At 42.8% G+C, this 16,224-nt stretch carries 15 protein-coding genes and 2 tRNA genes; 3 read left to right on the top strand and 14 right to left on the bottom strand.

Annotated elements, in window-relative coordinates; genetic code table 11:
- Window positions 1-473 (top strand): thiol peroxidase (gene tpx / locus BACCOPRO_RS01780; RefSeq protein ID WP_008140333.1); only part of this gene is annotated, 473 nt, incomplete at its 5' end.
- Between the two features lie 147 nt (window positions 474-620).
- Here tpx and BACCOPRO_RS01775 read toward each other — a convergent pair.
- From BACCOPRO_RS01775 to BACCOPRO_RS01760, 4 genes are all read right to left on the bottom strand, one after another.
- Window positions 621-2,126 (bottom strand): alpha-L-fucosidase, encoded by a 1,506-nt coding sequence (locus BACCOPRO_RS01775; protein ID WP_008140332.1) that lies wholly within the window; start codon window positions 2,124-2,126, stop codon window positions 621-623.
- A gap of 191 nt (window positions 2,127-2,317) precedes the next feature.
- On the bottom strand, window positions 2,318-2,860 hold the full coding sequence (locus BACCOPRO_RS01770) for a hypothetical protein (protein ID WP_008140330.1): 543 nt from the start codon (window positions 2,858-2,860) through the stop codon (window positions 2,318-2,320).
- On the bottom strand, window positions 2,857-3,882 hold the full coding sequence (locus BACCOPRO_RS01765; protein WP_008140329.1) for a BF3164 family lipoprotein: 1,026 nt from the start codon (window positions 3,880-3,882) through the stop codon (window positions 2,857-2,859). Before BACCOPRO_RS01765 ends, BACCOPRO_RS01770 begins: the two co-directional genes overlap by 4 nt.
- A gap of 50 nt (window positions 3,883-3,932) precedes the next feature.
- Window positions 3,933-4,997, bottom strand: a complete 1,065-nt coding sequence (locus BACCOPRO_RS01760; RefSeq protein WP_008140326.1) for a mannose-1-phosphate guanylyltransferase — start codon at window positions 4,995-4,997, stop codon at window positions 3,933-3,935.
- A gap of 245 nt (window positions 4,998-5,242) precedes the next feature.
- Between BACCOPRO_RS01760 and BACCOPRO_RS01755 the strand changes: the two genes are divergently transcribed.
- Both BACCOPRO_RS01755 and BACCOPRO_RS01750 read left to right on the top strand, forming a co-directional pair.
- Complete coding sequence (locus tag BACCOPRO_RS01755) at window positions 5,243-6,154, top strand: helix-turn-helix domain-containing protein (RefSeq protein WP_008140325.1); 912 nt, start codon at window positions 5,243-5,245, stop codon at window positions 6,152-6,154.
- A 12-nt stretch (window positions 6,155-6,166) separates the two neighbouring features.
- Window positions 6,167-7,072: a helix-turn-helix domain-containing protein gene (locus BACCOPRO_RS01750; RefSeq protein WP_008140323.1), complete on the top strand. Its 906-nt coding sequence runs from the start codon at window positions 6,167-6,169 to the stop codon at window positions 7,070-7,072.
- Window positions 7,073-7,215: 143 nt separating this feature from the next.
- Here BACCOPRO_RS01750 and BACCOPRO_RS01745 read toward each other — a convergent pair whose 3' ends face one another.
- The 10 genes from BACCOPRO_RS01745 to BACCOPRO_RS01700 all read right to left on the bottom strand — a co-directional run bounded on the left by BACCOPRO_RS01745 (window position 7,216) and on the right by BACCOPRO_RS01700 (window position 16,216).
- Window positions 7,216-8,304: a TlpA disulfide reductase family protein gene (locus BACCOPRO_RS01745; RefSeq protein ID WP_008140321.1), complete on the bottom strand. Its 1,089-nt coding sequence runs from the start codon at window positions 8,302-8,304 to the stop codon at window positions 7,216-7,218.
- A 92-nt stretch (window positions 8,305-8,396) separates the two neighbouring features.
- Window positions 8,397-8,470, bottom strand: a tRNA-Arg gene (locus tag BACCOPRO_RS01740).
- A 25-nt stretch (window positions 8,471-8,495) separates the two neighbouring features.
- A tRNA-Arg gene (locus BACCOPRO_RS01735) sits at window positions 8,496-8,569 on the bottom strand.
- 210 nt (window positions 8,570-8,779) lie between these two features.
- Window positions 8,780-10,048, bottom strand: a complete 1,269-nt coding sequence (gene nqrF, locus BACCOPRO_RS01730) for an NADH:ubiquinone reductase (Na(+)-transporting) subunit F (RefSeq protein WP_008140318.1) — start codon at window positions 10,046-10,048, stop codon at window positions 8,780-8,782.
- A gap of 19 nt (window positions 10,049-10,067) precedes the next feature.
- The gene (gene nqrE / locus BACCOPRO_RS01725; RefSeq protein WP_008140317.1) at window positions 10,068-10,691 is read right to left on the bottom strand and encodes an NADH:ubiquinone reductase (Na(+)-transporting) subunit E; all 624 of its coding nucleotides are present in this window, start codon (window positions 10,689-10,691) and stop codon (window positions 10,068-10,070) included.
- A gap of 19 nt (window positions 10,692-10,710) precedes the next feature.
- On the bottom strand, window positions 10,711-11,349 hold the full coding sequence (locus tag BACCOPRO_RS01720) for an NADH:ubiquinone reductase (Na(+)-transporting) subunit D (protein ID WP_008140315.1): 639 nt from the start codon (window positions 11,347-11,349) through the stop codon (window positions 10,711-10,713).
- Window positions 11,350-11,367: 18 nt separating this feature from the next.
- Entirely contained in the window at window positions 11,368-12,045 is a 678-nt protein-coding gene (locus tag BACCOPRO_RS01715; RefSeq protein WP_040311055.1) for a Na(+)-translocating NADH-quinone reductase subunit C, read from the bottom strand.
- 14 nt (window positions 12,046-12,059) lie between these two features.
- A complete protein-coding gene (locus BACCOPRO_RS01710; protein WP_008140311.1) occupies window positions 12,060-13,235 on the bottom strand; it encodes an NADH:ubiquinone reductase (Na(+)-transporting) subunit B in 1,176 nt (391 codons plus the stop codon).
- A gap of 29 nt (window positions 13,236-13,264) precedes the next feature.
- Window positions 13,265-14,614, bottom strand: a complete 1,350-nt coding sequence (locus tag BACCOPRO_RS01705) for a Na(+)-translocating NADH-quinone reductase subunit A (RefSeq protein ID WP_008140309.1) — start codon at window positions 14,612-14,614, stop codon at window positions 13,265-13,267.
- Window positions 14,615-14,827: 213 nt separating this feature from the next.
- Entirely contained in the window at window positions 14,828-16,216 is a 1,389-nt protein-coding gene (locus BACCOPRO_RS01700) for a C1 family peptidase (RefSeq protein WP_008140307.1), read from the bottom strand.
- Window positions 16,217-16,224 lie beyond the last annotated feature (8 nt).

Below are 16,224 nucleotides of genomic sequence, written 5' to 3'. Positions count from 1 at the left end.
CACTTGCAGGAGAATTCATAAAGACCGGAGCACAGGCTCCCGCATTTACACTGGTTAAAAACGATTTGAGCAATTTTTCACTGGATGATGCCAGAGGAAAGTTTGTCTTGCTGAATATCTTCCCGAGTCTGGACACCGGAGTGTGTGCCACTTCCGTACGGAAATTCAACCAGATGGCTTCTCAAATGCCTGACACACTTGTTCTGGCCATATCCAAAGACCTTCCTTTCGCACAGGGACGATTCTGCACAACAGAAGGGATCAGCAACGTAACGGCTCTGTCAGACTTCCGCCACAGTTCCCGTTTTGGTGAAGAATATGGCGTACTGATGACTGACGGCCCCTTATGCGGTCTGCTGGCCCGTGCCATCGTCATTATTAATCCGGAAGGAAAAGTCATCTATACGGAACTGGTACCCGAAATAACACAAGAGCCCAACTACGAGGCTGCACTGGCAGCACTCAAGGGATAAACAAAATCCCCAACAAGACAGTCTCCCAACAGAAAAACTGGACAGACCTACTTTATAAAAATCTCCTGCCTCAGCCATTGTCTTTCTTGATTACATGGCTAAAAGCAGGAGATTCATTTTAAAACAACCCTATTTTTCAATTTACTCTCACTGAATTTTTAATACATGAGCATAATCCGTTGGTTTTTCTTCAGGAAACTTCACCGTCAGTCCACTTTTATTCTGAATCCAGTCAAGTTGCTCATCACAACCCAGCATAGAAACAGAGTGAACGGGTTTTACGTCTTCACTTAAAGACTCTATCGTTACAAAGCCGTCTGTCCATGACAGAACGGTTGCATACAAGGTATCTTTCCGTGTTGTAAACCGAATGTCCTTTGATGTATAGACAGACTGCTCGCTGTCGGTCATATAGCCTGCTGTACCTTTATTCGGACCCTCTCCCGATTTTATCCAGGGACGCGTTTCATAAATCGCTTCACCATTGACCTGCAACCAGTGACCGATTTCACGCAACACTTTCTGCTGACTTTCCGGAATTGTTCCATCCGCACGAGGACCTACATTCAGCAACAGATTTCCATTCTTGCTGACAATATCAACCAGATCATCTATCAAATGGTTGACTGACTTCAAATCACTTTCATCCTTATGATGGAACCAGAAAACCTTTCCAATGGAAGTATCTGTCTGCCAGGGATACGGTCTTATCTGGTCACTCTTTCCTCTCTCGATATCAAAGACCTGTATATTGTCGCCATAACCAAATTTCGTATTTACAACTACACCTTTATTCCAGTCAATGGCATTGTTGTAATAATAAGCCATAAATTTATAGAAGGTTTCCTGAAATGGCTCTTTACCAACAGTCCAATCAAAATAAAGCAATTCCGGCTGATACTGATCTATGATTTCATACATATGAGTAAGCCAGTCACGGCGAGAATGTTCGTTAGAACCATCTTGATGAACAACCTCCCGGGAAAGGGTCGGTCCGTCCGGTTCCTGAATCCGCTCTCCATATAAAGTGATAGTAGTATCCTGAACATCTGAAGGAATCTTCATTCCTTCACTAAAGAACCAACAATTCTCTGCCCGATGAGATGAAAGTCCGAAATGCAATCCTTCAGCCAGGATGGCAGCACGCAGTTCCTTCACAATATCTCTTTTAGGGCCTATCTTAACTGAATTCCAGGGGTTAAACGTGCTGTTATAAAGCGCAAATCCATCATGATGCTCTGCAACAGGAACCACATAACGTGCTCCCGCTTCCTTAAATAAACGCGCCCATGCTTGCGGATCAAATTTTTCAGCCTTAAACATCGGGATAAAATCTTTGAAGCCAAATTCCGTAACCGGGCCATACGTCTCAACATGATGTTTATATACATGGCTATTGACATCATACATATTACGGGCATACCATCCGTCATAGGCAGGCACTGATGCAGGTCCCCAATGGATAAAAATACCGAACTTACTATCCGAAAACCAGTCCGGTATTTTATAATGACTGGCAATAGAAGCAGAATCCGGCTGAAAAACCTCAGTCCCTTTTGAAGTTCTCACAGTACTGATATCGGGTTTATACTCATTCTTACAGGAAACGAACAGTACAGACAATAAAAAGAAATAACTTAATTTATTACACATTCCTTACTTCATTTAAGATAAAAAACACTGTCAAACGACGCTGTTATGTCGTTGCAAAAGTAGTGCATTTATATAAACAGAAGTATGTATGAAAAAAGTATATAAATGGACTTTTTTATGAAAGACAGACCAACCCGCATCAATACTTATCGGTATACCCCAAGTTTGCTTGCCGGTCAATCATGCTATTGTCAGGAATGAGCCGAAAGTGTTTTCGTCAGAGATTCAACCTTGGATACCCATTTGCCATAAGATTTGTCATCGTTTGCGGAAAATATCACTACATACAAACTCTTTTTCCCCTGAATATACCATTTCTTTTGTTTCAGAGATTCCAGTTCCCCTGTTTCGGGATGCCGTTCCGGAATGCTGTGCAGTTCTACATTACGCAATGAGAAATTATCTTTTTTCCACACTATAGTACGATACTTTTTACTCTCCTTATATATTAAGCTATCTCTTTGAAGTACACTTATTCCGTTTTTACAGTTCAAATATTCCAGGACTTCAACAGAACAGGACTCCTTTATATTTATACGGCTGGTGTATGTAACATTATAACGGCCGATTTTTCTACGGCCAATCTGTCCTTCTATTTTTTCGGTTGTACTAGGAACCCACCCGTCAAATATCTTCATTGTATATGTGTCACCTTTCAACCATTGATCAGCAAAAATATCTGCCGGATGAATAAACAGGCAACATAACAGTATGATCCTCAAAAAGTATTTCATGACAAACGAAATTTATAGATATGACTGTCGTCCTCTGCAAAAACTCCATATATGATCTGATTGGTTTCATCTACGACAAACGAACTGATGTAACAATCCAAATATAATTGTTTTACCGGTGTTCCATTCCAATCAAAAACCTGAATATTGGGAAATTTATTCGCTGTTCCAAGTTCCTGAGCAGTCATATCCAGATTAAGTGTATAAAAATATCTGTCCGTTGCATAAACTGCAATGGCATGAATACATCTCTCATCATCATTTAAAGCCGGTTCACTTGAACCCGGTTCAAGAGTCATCACATTGTCTGATAACAAATTACCACTGTCATCGTATATTCTGTTTCTGCGAATAAACTGATATACCAGTGCCAGACGGCTTCCATCGGGTTTAGCCACAATTATATTTGAATAAGCCTGATTGCGTGACAGCACATTTTCAAACCGGCCTTCTGACTTTTCAGGGTAAGCACCCGATTCCTTGTATGTGCCGTCTTTAAAAATGTATCTTAGTTCATACTCTGATTCAAATCCGGCACTACAGACATAAGACCCGTCCTTCAAATATACCAAATTGTTTATTACAAAATTCTCAACCGGGAACTTACTGGAGAGCACACTGAACCTGTTATCTTCAAAGACAATTGTTTTCAGACAGTCGGAGTCGAAAAGACTAAAACTATCATTCTCCGTACGGACAGCATAAACCAAAGGCAGATTGAAATCTCCAGGTCCCTGTCCTTTCTGCCCGAACTGGCCCCAATAACTACACTCCGGCAAATTATATACAGAGAATACAGTGTCAGTTTTTTCATTCAGAACAACAAGTCTATCATTCAACAAATACACTGAACGCGGATACAACAAGACCGGCGGCACTTCTATCCTGTCTGCCTTCAACTCTGCTTTATCCTTAAAATCAGCATATTCATTGAACGTACCATTCTTTTCTGCAGAGCAGCTACATAGCCCCCATAAACATATGCATGCCAATATAAAGCATGCAGCCAATCCTTTCCCCATAAAACAAATACTCCAGAAGATTTTTCTTTTCTTCAGCAAAAACCGGTCAATCAGTCACCGGCAAATTCCTTGATACGCTGTTCTTCGCTCAGCCGGCAGATCAGCAGAGTATTGTTTTTCTCTGCAACAATATATCCGTCCAGTCCCTGAACTACGACCTTCCGTTCCTGTGTAGCATGTACGACGCAGTTTCTTGTCTCATACAGTTTGATATTTTCACCGATGCAGACATTGTTCTGCGCATCTTTCTTAGAGTTTTCATGCAATGATCCCCATGTTCCCAAATCGCTCCATCCGAAAGATGAAGGGAAAATATAAATCTCATCAGCCTTCTCCATAATGGCATAGTCTACTGATATATTTTCGCACAGAGGGAAGTTACGGTCAATCATCTCCTGCTCCTTATCTGTATAATAATAAGGTAAGAGCTGTTCAAAAATATTGGCCATAGCAGGCTGATATACACGCAGGGCATTCACTATGGTATTTACATTCCATACGAAGATACCGGCATTCCAGAAAAAGTTATTGCGACGTAAATAGCGTTCAGCAGTAGCCAGGTCAGGTTTTTCCTTAAACGCATCTACACGGTATATCTCTTTATTCGAAGGACAAGGTATAGTCAGGTCTGCCTCGATATAGCCATAACCGGTTTCCGGACGCGTTGCCTTCATACCTAAAGTGACAATTGCATCCGAGTCGGCGGTAAAACGCATGGCCGAAGTAATGACACGGGCAAACTCACGCACATCCATCACAATATGGTCACTGGGAGTTACAACGATATTGGCTTTCGGATTCTTCGCCTTAATCTTCCAGCTTACATAAGCAATACAGGGAGCTGTGTTCCGGCGACAGGGTTCCAGCAGGATATGGTCCTCTGCTACCTCGGGAAGTTGTTCCTTCACAATATCGGCATAAGCTGCTGAAGTGACAATCCATATATTGTCGGGCAGGCAGATTCCCTTAAAGCGATCCATCGTCAGCTGGATCAGTGTACGTCCGCATCCCAGTACATCAATAAACTGTTTCGGAAGTTGGCTTGTGCTCATTGGCCAGAAGCGGCTTCCCACACCGCCTGCCATAATGACCAAATGATTATTATTCTGGTTCATAAGTCTGTTTTTTATCAAGGTTATGTGACAAAGATAGCGATTCTATTGAAATTTTGAAACAAAAATCAGAATAATTTAACGATCTGAAGAGCTTCGAAAAGAATCCTGAAACGAGAAACAAACCATTTTCCCACTTCCGATACGTAATTTGTGCCACAGAATCTGTAATAAAGGTAATAAAGATCACTGAGAATCCCGTACCTTTGCAAGAGTAATATAAGTGCCTCACTTTTTACAATAAGACAATGAATGAAATCATCAACATAGACAGCGTTGACGTTTACAACAAACAATTTGGATTAGAGACCTTGCATCCTCTCGTAAGCGTCATTGACATGAACCAGGCTACCAGACTGATCGGGCTTAAACGGTTCAACTATGGAATTTATGCCCTTTTTCTGAAAATGGAGAAAGCCTGCAACATCAAATACGGACGTCAGACATACGATTATCAGGAAGGTACCGTGGTCTGCTTCGCACCGGGACAGACTGCAGAAACGACTCCTACCACCGACCGGCCACAAATGAATGTGCTGGGAATTCTTTTCCATCCGGATCTGTTGCGCGGCACTTCACTGGGAAAAAACATCCGCAACTATTCATTCTTCTCCTATGAAGCCAACGAAGCCCTTCATCTCTCAGAAGAAGAAAGGGATATCCTCATCCATACTCTTCAGATCATCAACAAAGAACTGGAACATGGCATCGACCAGCACAGCAAGACGCTGCTTGTCAATTACATTGAACTCCTGCTTAACTACTGCATGCGTTTTTATGAACGGCAGTTCACCACACGCAGCAAAGTCAACAGTGATATTCTGACCCGCTTCGAGAAATTACTGGACAGATACTTCGACGAATGCCTGTCTGAAGAGTTCGGTCTGCCCAGCGTGAAATATTTTGCAAACGAGCTCTGCCTGTCTCCCAACTACTTCGGAGATATGCTCAAGAAGGAGACCGGAAAGACTCCACAGGAATATATTCAGGTAAAAGTTATCGAACTGGCCAAAGAACGGCTTACTTACACTCCGGCAAGCATCAGTATGATTGCCTATTCCCTGGGCTTTCAGTATCCCCAGCATTTCTGCCGGCTGTTCAAAAAAAGAGTCGGATGTACTCCGAATGAATATCGCGCCCAAAATACATCTGGACTGTAATCCGTCTCAATCATGAAAGCCAATACAACAAATGAAAACCCTGTATATGCCTGCATGGCTCTGTTCGGACGGAAACCTCTCCATCCGATGATGGGACTTGCCAGACTGGACGAAACAAAAATCAGTACGGAACAGATCTCTTTAGGATGTTATCTGACTGTTTTTACCCAGAACACCAACACCTGCAATCATACATGCGACTACTCCGAGGCTACTCTTATCTTTCTACCTCCCAACGGCTGCTTTTCCCCTGCATCCAGCCTCAGTCTGTACGGCTCAGGATATCTGGCAGCCATTCATCCTGAGCTGATGTGCCGTGCTGCGTCCGGACTGAAACGGCAGCATCCCAGCTTTTTTGATTATCACACAGACGAAGCTCTGCATCTTTCCCTGCGGGAGTCAGACCAGATCCGTACCTTGTTCAACCTGATGGATCACGAACTGCGCCACCCCGTTGACAACTGTACAGAAACAATCCTGTCGCATCATCTGCAACTGTTTTTCGATTATGTCGGCAGGTATTATGCACGTCAGTTCATTACACGTGAACACCAGAACCAGATTCTTCTGCAAGAAACAGAAAAACTCATTGATACCAGCATCCGTTCCGGCCTGTCAAAAGGAAGAAATACCCCTACCGTTGCACAGATAGCCGGCAAACTTGACCACTCTTCTGCTTACCTCTGCGACCTGATCAAGTCGGAAACAGGCAAAGACTGGAAAGATTATCTCAGCCTGAAACGGCTGGACATAGCCAGAAGTCTGTTATGCCAGCCGGAATATAGTGCAGCAACCGTTGCACATTTACTGGGATATGCAGACTGCCAGCTCTTCTGCAGAATGTTCAAACAATTAACTGGAAATACGCCTGCAGAGTACAACTCCCTGCACCTGCACACATCGTCTTCGTACAACTGAGTACCAGGTAAGAAACTTCCAATCAGGCCGCGGGCTTTTTTTAAAACGTTTCGACAAATAAAAAAAAACGTTTCGGCCTTTCGATTAAAATGCCGAAACGTTTTTGGAGCATCAATTATAGCCTTCCGGCCGTTCCTCCTTGATTATTTACGGTTCATGATCTCTTCTACTGTTTTAATCATTGCGTCTCCACGCAAATTACGCTTCAGGATAGTACCATCGGGCGAAAACAAAATAATGTGAGGAATACCATCTACTCCGTACACCTGAGTGGATTTGCTCTCCTCGTCAACAATTTGCGGCCAGGTTATTCCTTCTGACTCCATTGCTTTCTTCAGGTTCTCCTGTTTGTCCCAGACAAATAGACCTATCACGGTCAATCCTTTATCCTTATACTGATTATGCAGTCTGGCCAGGTTGGGAATTTCTCCTTTGCAGGGACCGCACCAGCTTGCCCACATGTCCATCAGAACGTAATTTCCTTTTCCAATGAAATCAGAGAGAGCAATGGGTTTTCCATCAGCATCAGTACCCGTAATATCTGTGTACGGCATACCTTCAGCGGTCTTTTCCTGAGCTTCAATTTTTTTGCTTATTTCTTGTACGGCTCGGGTAGATTTCAACCAGTTACCGAACTTCGCAATCAGAGCTTTCTGTTGTGCAAGAGGGGTAGAATCAAAAAATTCGGAATACAGAAGAGCATATCCAAAAGCATCATCCCAATGGCCTTCGTATAAATCAGCACATTTATTTGCTACTGATTCACGCTGCTGTCTTATGAATTCTTTCATCTGACTGTCAAAAGCTCGTTCATCATCTCCACATTGTTCTCTGATCTCTTGCCCCCGGCGGTTAATCAGTTCACTAATACTGTCCTCTGCCAGTGCCAGTTGAGCCACTTTCTCATTCAACAAAGTACCTGATGGCTGGTTATGTTTTTGCAGATCCACCCGAATATCCCCATTTTCCAGAATAAAATTAGCATACACACCTCTGTCAACATCAATGCGGCAATAGGATGCAGTATCGACCTGACCTTTGAAAGTAAACTGATTCTTTTCAATGACAGTGCTGTCTATATACTGATTGTCATCGTAACGCAGAATATAAATCTTCTTACCATTAGCTGCCGAATCACTAACCACACCTGATACAGAATATTCCGTAGAATGAGAAGAAGGGGTACACGCATACAAAATGCTCATAAAGCCGGCAAAGACAATATTTCTCATAATTATTACATTTTAAGATATAACTGTTCGCATTAAATAAAAAAAAGAAGTTGACTACAACTACTGACAGAGTATCCAACTTCTTTCTTAAGTGATTCGGCCGAGATTCGAACTCGGGACCCACAGCTTAGAAGGCTGTTGCTCTATCCAGCTGAGCTACCGAACCATCCTTGTGATTGTAAAGCTTTAAGTGATTCCGCTGCGATTCGAACGCAGGACCCACGCCTTAGAAGGGCGTTGCTCTATCCAGCTGAGCTACGGAACCATCCTTAATTGCGGTGCAAAGGTATAGCTTTCTTTTTAAATATACAAGTTTTTGCAGGTCTAATTCTTATTCCCGTATAAGTTTACCTGAATATTTCCTGCTGAAGAAATGCCAATGCCCCGATAATGAGAAATGTACCGGACATATAAAAAAAGAGACCGGACTCTCTTTACGAGCCGGCCTCTCCTATTTATTCAAATCACTATCAGATTATCCGCCGAAGTTATCGTACATGATAGAAGATTCTTCTACGCCGAGGCTATCCAGCATAGCGACAACAGCTTTTGACATCGGGCCAGGACCACACATGTAGTATTCGATGTCTTCCGGAGCTTCGTGATCCTTCAGGTATGTATTCAACATTACCTGATGAACAAATCCCGGAGTATACTTCACGCCAGCTGCATCAGCTGCCGGATCCGGACGGTCAAGCGCCAAGTGGAAGTGGAAGTTCGGGAAATCTTTCTCCAGACTCAGGAAGTCCTGCAGATAGAATACTTCGTTCAATGCACGTGCACCATAGAAGTAATGCAGTTCGCGGTCTGTTGTATGCAATGTACGAGTCATATGCATAATCTGTGCACGCAACGGAGCCATACCGGCACCACCACCGACCCAGATCATTTCCTTCTTAGAATCGAAGATCGGATGGAAGTCACCGTAAGGACCACTCATCAATACCTTATCACCCGGTTTCAGAGTGAAGATATAAGAAGAAGCGATACCCGGATTTACATCCATGAATCCGCTGCGATCAGGCTTAAACGGAGGAGTAGCGATACGTACAGTCAGCATGAACACATCACCTTCAGCCGGATAGTTGGCCATAGAGTAAGCACGGATAGTCGGTTCCGGATTCACACATTTCAATCCGAACAAACCAAACTTCTGCCATGCCGGCAAGTATTCGTCACCAATCAATGACTTATCGATATCCTTGTCATAATCCATAGAGAATGCAGGAATCTTGATCTGAGCATAAGAACCCGGAATAAAGTCCATGTGAGCTCCCTTAGGCAACTGCACTTTGAACTCCTTGATAAAGGTAGCCACGTTCTTATTAGAGATAACAGTACATTCGTATTCCTTGACACCCATTACAGATTCAGGAACCTTGATAGCCATATCGCTCTTCACTTTTACCTGACAACCCAGACGCCAGTGGTCTTTCTGCTGCTTACGGCTAAAGTGACTCACTTCTGAAGGCAGGATTTCGCCACCACCTTCCAGAACCTGACATTTACACTGTCCGCAAGAACCCTTACCACCACAGGCAGAAGGCAAAAATACATTGTTTACAGCCAGTGTATTCAGCAATGTAGAACCAGATTCTACTTCCAACTGGTTTTCACCATTCACTGTCAGTTTAACCTTTCCGGATGCAACCAGAAAATTCTTGGCTACCAACAGGATAACAACCAACACCAGAATAGTCACAAGGAATACTCCAATGCTTGCTAAAATAAAATTCATATCCATTGTCTTATTCCTTTCTTTATTAGATATTCAAACCAGAGAAACACATGAATGCCATGGCCATCAGACCTACAGTGATGAAGGTGATACCCAATCCTCTCAAAGGAGCAGGTACATCTGAGTAAGCCATCTTTTCACGAATAGCAGCCAGACCAACGATAGCCAGCAACCATCCGATACCAGATCCCAGGGCATAAGAAATAGAGTCAGCTACGCCACCGATGAACTTCGGGTCAGATTCACCCAAACCGATACGCTGCTGCATAAACAGAGACGCACCCATGATAGCACAGTTAACGGCAATCAGCGGCAAGAAAATACCCAGTGAAGCATACAAGGAAGGACTGAAACGCTCCACGATCATTTCTACCAGCTGTACGATAGCAGCAATAACGGCAATAAAGAGGATAAAGCTCAAGAAGCTCAAGTCAATACCCAGAATACCGTCAGCAGCCAGAACCTTTGTCTGAAGTAAATAGTTGACCGGCAATGTTACTACCAATACAAAAGTAACGGCAATACCCAGTCCCAAGGCAGTCTTCACATTCTTCGAAACGGCCAGGTATGAACACATACCCAGGAAGAATGCAAAAATCATGTTGTCCACAAAGATAGAGCGGACCAATAAACTTATAAAATGTTCCATAATTCTCTTTCCTTATTTATTATTCCTTTTCCTGCAATTCTTTATGCTTTGCACGCTGGTACCAGATAAGACACGCTACAATGATCAACGCCATAGGAGGCATCAACATCAAACCATTGTTTACATAACCTGCATTCTTGATTACATCATAATTCAGGATATTAAAGCCTAACAATGTACCAGATCCCAGCAATTCACGGAAGAATGCTACAATAATCAACACCTTGGCATAACCCAGACCATTACCAATACCATCCAAACAAGACTCCCACGGTCCGTTTGCCATGGCAAACGCTTCCAGACGTCCCATCAGGATACAGTTAGTAATAATCAAACCAACATATACAGACAACTGTACACTCACGTCGTAAGCAAAAGCTTTCAACAGTTCACTTACGATAGTTACCAGAGCAGCAACAACCACCAACTGTACAATGATACGAATACGGTTAGGAATTGTCTTGCGGATCAAAGAAATTACTACGTTTGAAAAAGCAGTAATGATCGTTACAGAAAGTCCCATCACGATAGCCGGTTCCAGCTTGGAAGTTACGGCCAGTGCAGAACAGATACCCAAAACCTGTACAGTCACAGGGTTGTTCATGCTGATAGGAGCAGAAAATACTTCTTTATTCTTAGCTGAAAATAAACTTGACATGAATTATCTCCTCCTTAATTATTTAGATGTTAAAAACTTAGTGTAATGACCCATGCAGTTTTTCAGCATTGCATCCACACCCAAAGAAGTGATTGTACCTCCAGAAATACCATCAACCTGATATTCCGGATTCTCAACCTTACCATTCTTTACAACGCTCAAGCCAACGTTTTCTCCATCCAGAACGTGTTTGTCCTTGAATTCACCCTGAAAATGTTCAGTAGCGATTTCAGCACCCAGACCCGGAGTTTCTGATGCATGAGAGAAATAAGTTCCATAAACGGTATTCTTATCTTCATTCAGAGATACATAACCCCAGATAGCGCCCCACAAACCGGCACCATATACAGGAATTACATATTTAGTCTGTCCGTCTACTTCACAAACAAATACATGTACACGGCCGTTTTCCTTAGCTTCTTTTTCATAAGCAGTAACGAAAGCACCGTCATATTCAGTCAAGGAACCATCTTCAGCTACAATCATATCTCCTTTTACAATTTCAGAGAATGTAGCCTCAGCATCTTTCACTTCTTTGATTCCCAAAGAAGACAGAATCTGTTTCTTGGTATCCAATTCAACATTCTTGCCCTGCAAATCACGAAGAGAAGAGTTCACAAAAGCAAGCAGGAACGCTACGATAACAACCATTACCGAAGCATAAATGATAGTATATGAGTTACTATTAGTATTCATTGTATATTCGGTTTTTATTTGTTAGACATAGCACGTTTTGCACGACGGGAAATATTGTTCTGAACTACAACGTAGTCAATCAACGGAGCAAAGATATTCATCAGCAGAATAGCCAACATCATACCTTCTGGATAACCCGGATTCAGTACACGAATAATAATTGCCATAGCACCGATCAGGAAACCATACACAAACTTACCGTTTTCTGTACGTGAAGAAGTTACAGGGTCTGTAGCCATAAAGACAGCACCAAAGCAGAAGCCGCCCAAGCACAGATGTTCATACCAAGGCATGTTAGCCATTGCTGTATCCGGACCGATGGTATTGAATACCCAGCCCATGAAGGCACCACCTACAAATACAGACAACATTGTTTTCCAGCTGGCAACACCGCTCCACAACAAAATAACTGCACCAATAGCAATAGCAATAACACTGGTTTCACCGATAGAACCCGGAATCAAACCTGTTACCATATCCAATGAGAATGCAGGATAACCCATCGCATCAGTAGCTGTAGAAGCCTGTCCCAGTGCTGTTGCAGCAGTCAAACCATCAACAGTCTTTCCCATTCCGAAAATGCTGTCACCAGATACCCATACAGCATCACCGGACATCTTGGTCGGATAAGCAAAGAACAGGAATGCACGAGTAATCAATGCAGGGTTGAAGATATTCATACCTGTACCACCGAATACTTCCTTTGCAAAGATAACAGAGAAAGCAGTAGCTACAGCCAGCATCCACAACGGACAGTCAACAGGAACGATCATCGGAATCAACATACCTGACACCAGGAAACCTTCCTGAATTTCTTCCTTCTTCCACTGAGCTACAACAAACTCAATACCCAGACCGACAACATAAGATACGATGATCTTAGGAAGTACAGCCAGAAAACCGTAAACAAACTTTTCAATAAAGCTACCTTCTGCGCCTGTAGCCAGGAAGTGCTGGTAACCTACATTATACATACCGAACAACAGAGCCGGTATCAAAGCAATAACCACGAGCGACATGATACGTTTACTGTCAATCGCATCGTGAATGTGCGTACCTGTCTTCGATGTTGTATTCGGGACGAACAAGAAAGTTTCGAAACCGTCGAATACAGAACGAAGAGCCTGGTATTTGCCTCCCTCTTCAAAGTTCGGCTTTATCTTGTCTAGATAATTTCTTAACGCTTTCATTTATTTAATGGATTCTTTTTAAATTAGTATTAGCACATTTCGCGACGAAGCATATCCAGTCCTTCACGTACAATACGCTGCAGTTCCATCTTAGAAGAGCAAACGAATTCGCACAAAGCAAAGTCTTCCGGAGCAACTTCATAAATACCCAGTGCTTCCATACGGTCAATATCTCCGGCAATGATTGCTTTAATCAGATATTCCGGCATAATGTCCATCGGAAGAACACGATCGTATTCGTTTGACATAATCATGTGACGTTCGCCTCCTTTTACGCGGGCATCCAGTGTATATTCCTTCTTGCCCATCAGCCAGCTGAAGTATGAATGACTGGTACTGAACTGATCAAAACGCGGCATGATCCAACCCAGCATTTCATGTACATCGTCTCCTTCCGGAATGACGGTTACCTGACTATGGAAAGCTCCCAAGAATCCGTTAGCAGTAATTTGCTTACCAATCAAAACGTTTCCACTGATGTAACGCAGATTCTTGTCTGTAGAAACATTACCGGCAAACACATTTGTAAGCAATGCACCTACTTTCAACTTACAATAAGACGGTTTCTTCACTTCAGAGCCGGTTACTGCAACCAGACGGGTCAAATCTACATGACCTGTATTGAAAAGACGACCAATGAAGATTACAGCCTGCGGATCAATTGTCCATACAGTTTCACCTTTATTTATAGGTGCAATGTTGTTGATCTGTACACCCACATTTCCTGCCGGATGAGGACCATCAAAAACAGTCAGGGTTACATTCTTAGCCTGAGTCAATGCAACAGCCTTCTGATTAACACTAATGCTCAGATAGGTTTTTGCAATCTTAGCCAAAGCATCAAGTCCAGTCTGGAAATTTGCTTCTTCACCTTTCAGTGCCAGTTCGAAGTCTGGAGCCAGCGGATTTGTATCGAAAGCAGAAACAAAAATTGCTCTCGGAGCAACGGTAGGATCTGCTACGATATCGTACGGACGCTGTTTGATAAATGCAAACATGCCGCTCTTCAGCAAAGCAGCCTTTACTGAGACGGCATCCATCTTGCTCACATTCTCTTTTCCGAACTCTTCATAGTCCTGTTCCTGAGCAGCCTCTACGGTAATGCTCAACACTTTACGGCGAGCTCCACGCTCCACACTTGTTACTACGCCACTTACCGGCGAAACGAATTGTACTTCTGGATGGTTCTTGTCTATAAACAAAGGACCTCCGGCCATTACATATTCCTGTTCTTTTACGACCACCTTAGGAGTTACACCTGTAAAGTCATCGGGGCACAAAGCATAAAATCCCGGTTCCTTCACAGCCACAACCTCAGCGGCAGCCTTGCCTTTCAGGTTTATGTCCAAGCCTTTACGCAATTTTATTAAATTTGCCATATTGGGTTATAAAAAATGGTTTTATAATTTGCGTGCAAAAATAAACAAAAAATAAGGAAATCAAGAAGAATTCCTGTGCTAATTAAAGAAATAATTCCTTAAAGGCGGAGTTTAGCCAAAGGGAATCTGTTTTTCTTCAACAAAAGCTACAAATAAATTACCGCCGGCATAAGTCTCAAGCTTATTACCAGCGGTAATTTCATAAAACATCTGTCACTCTTCAGGAGCAAACATCGGATCCCAGGCAGGCAGACGAACTGGTTTCTGCTTGAATATGTCAAGAACCTTCTTGGGTACATACTTGGTCTCAAGCACCAGACGGAACATGTATTCATTAAACCATTCATCGGTCATGATCAAATGTCCTTTATAACCAGACTGAGCGCCCCAGCTATTTTCTACCATCCATTTCTTTGGCTTTCCGTTTTCATCCAGATCTACAGCCATTAGAGTCATAGCATGAGCTGACATACTGGAAAAAGTCTGGATTCGCTGTTTTTTATCCATACCGAAAGTCGTTCCCAACAGAGAACCAAAGTCATAATTATTCACATCCAGCAATCCTCGCTTAGAGTCCAACTGAGTCACATCACTGGAAAAATACATACGTGTACTATCTTTCAAGGAAGCTATGGCCATCTCTTTGATTTCCTCTACCGGAAGATTCACATATGTCCAGTTCTTACCGTCATAACGGTGACGGTCAAAATCTATTTCATAACATTTATAATACTCACGTGAAGGGTCATTCATCACCATCACATAATTGATCAGCAGATTCTTATCTCCGTACTTCTCCAGAAAACTCATTGGAGTGTGATGCTCTGTCTCAACAGGATTTCCCTTTACATCCTTACGGACATAATCAAATTCCGTAGGAGGAACACCCAGATTCAACACCAGTATCCGATATACCGTTTCCAGCATTTCGGTCTTACGCGCCTCTATCTTCTTGACATCCATTCCTTTCTGTACGCTTTCGCGCAGTTCCAGCCCATATTCTTTCAGTTTCAGTCCGATCAGAGACGACATCTGAGAAGTGTGTTCGCTGCTATAAGTTTCAGGCATCACTTCTTTGGGAACTAATCCATATTTTGAAACGATATCAGCTACTCCCGTAAATGTACCGCCATCACTCAAAGGATGTTTGAAAAGCCATTCTACTGTCTGGTTACTCATCGGCTCTTTTGCCGTATCAATTACTCCCTGCAAAAACAGATTGGACTTCTCCAACTGATCCCAGAAAAACGAATATGCCTGAGAAAACTCCAAAGAAGGAAGATTATATCGGGCGATAGCCTTTGCCCGCATCACATTCAGACCTGTAAAAAGCCAGCATCTTCCAGACGACTGCTGGTCTGTAATACCTTTTGATTCTACCTTAATGGAAAAATCAGTATCAAGTCCTTGCTGATTCTCCTGATTTAACGACAGTTTCCGGATATCAGTACCTCCTATTGCATTGCGAATCGCTTTATCTGCCGACGTATTCTTATACGAGGACTGAATCTGTTTCAGCATTTCATTGGAAATGCCTCCCTGCTGCGCCTGAACCGTCAAAGTCAAGGCAGCCAGGCAAGCCAAAGTAATATGTTTCTTCATGCTATCTA

Source organism: Phocaeicola coprophilus DSM 18228 = JCM 13818 (assembly GCF_000157915.1).
In the GTDB taxonomy this organism is placed as follows: Bacteria; Bacteroidota; Bacteroidia; order Bacteroidales; family Bacteroidaceae; genus Phocaeicola; species Phocaeicola coprophilus.
Note: the sequence above shows the minus strand (reverse complement) of the source record. Positions and strands in the feature narration are given on the sequence as shown.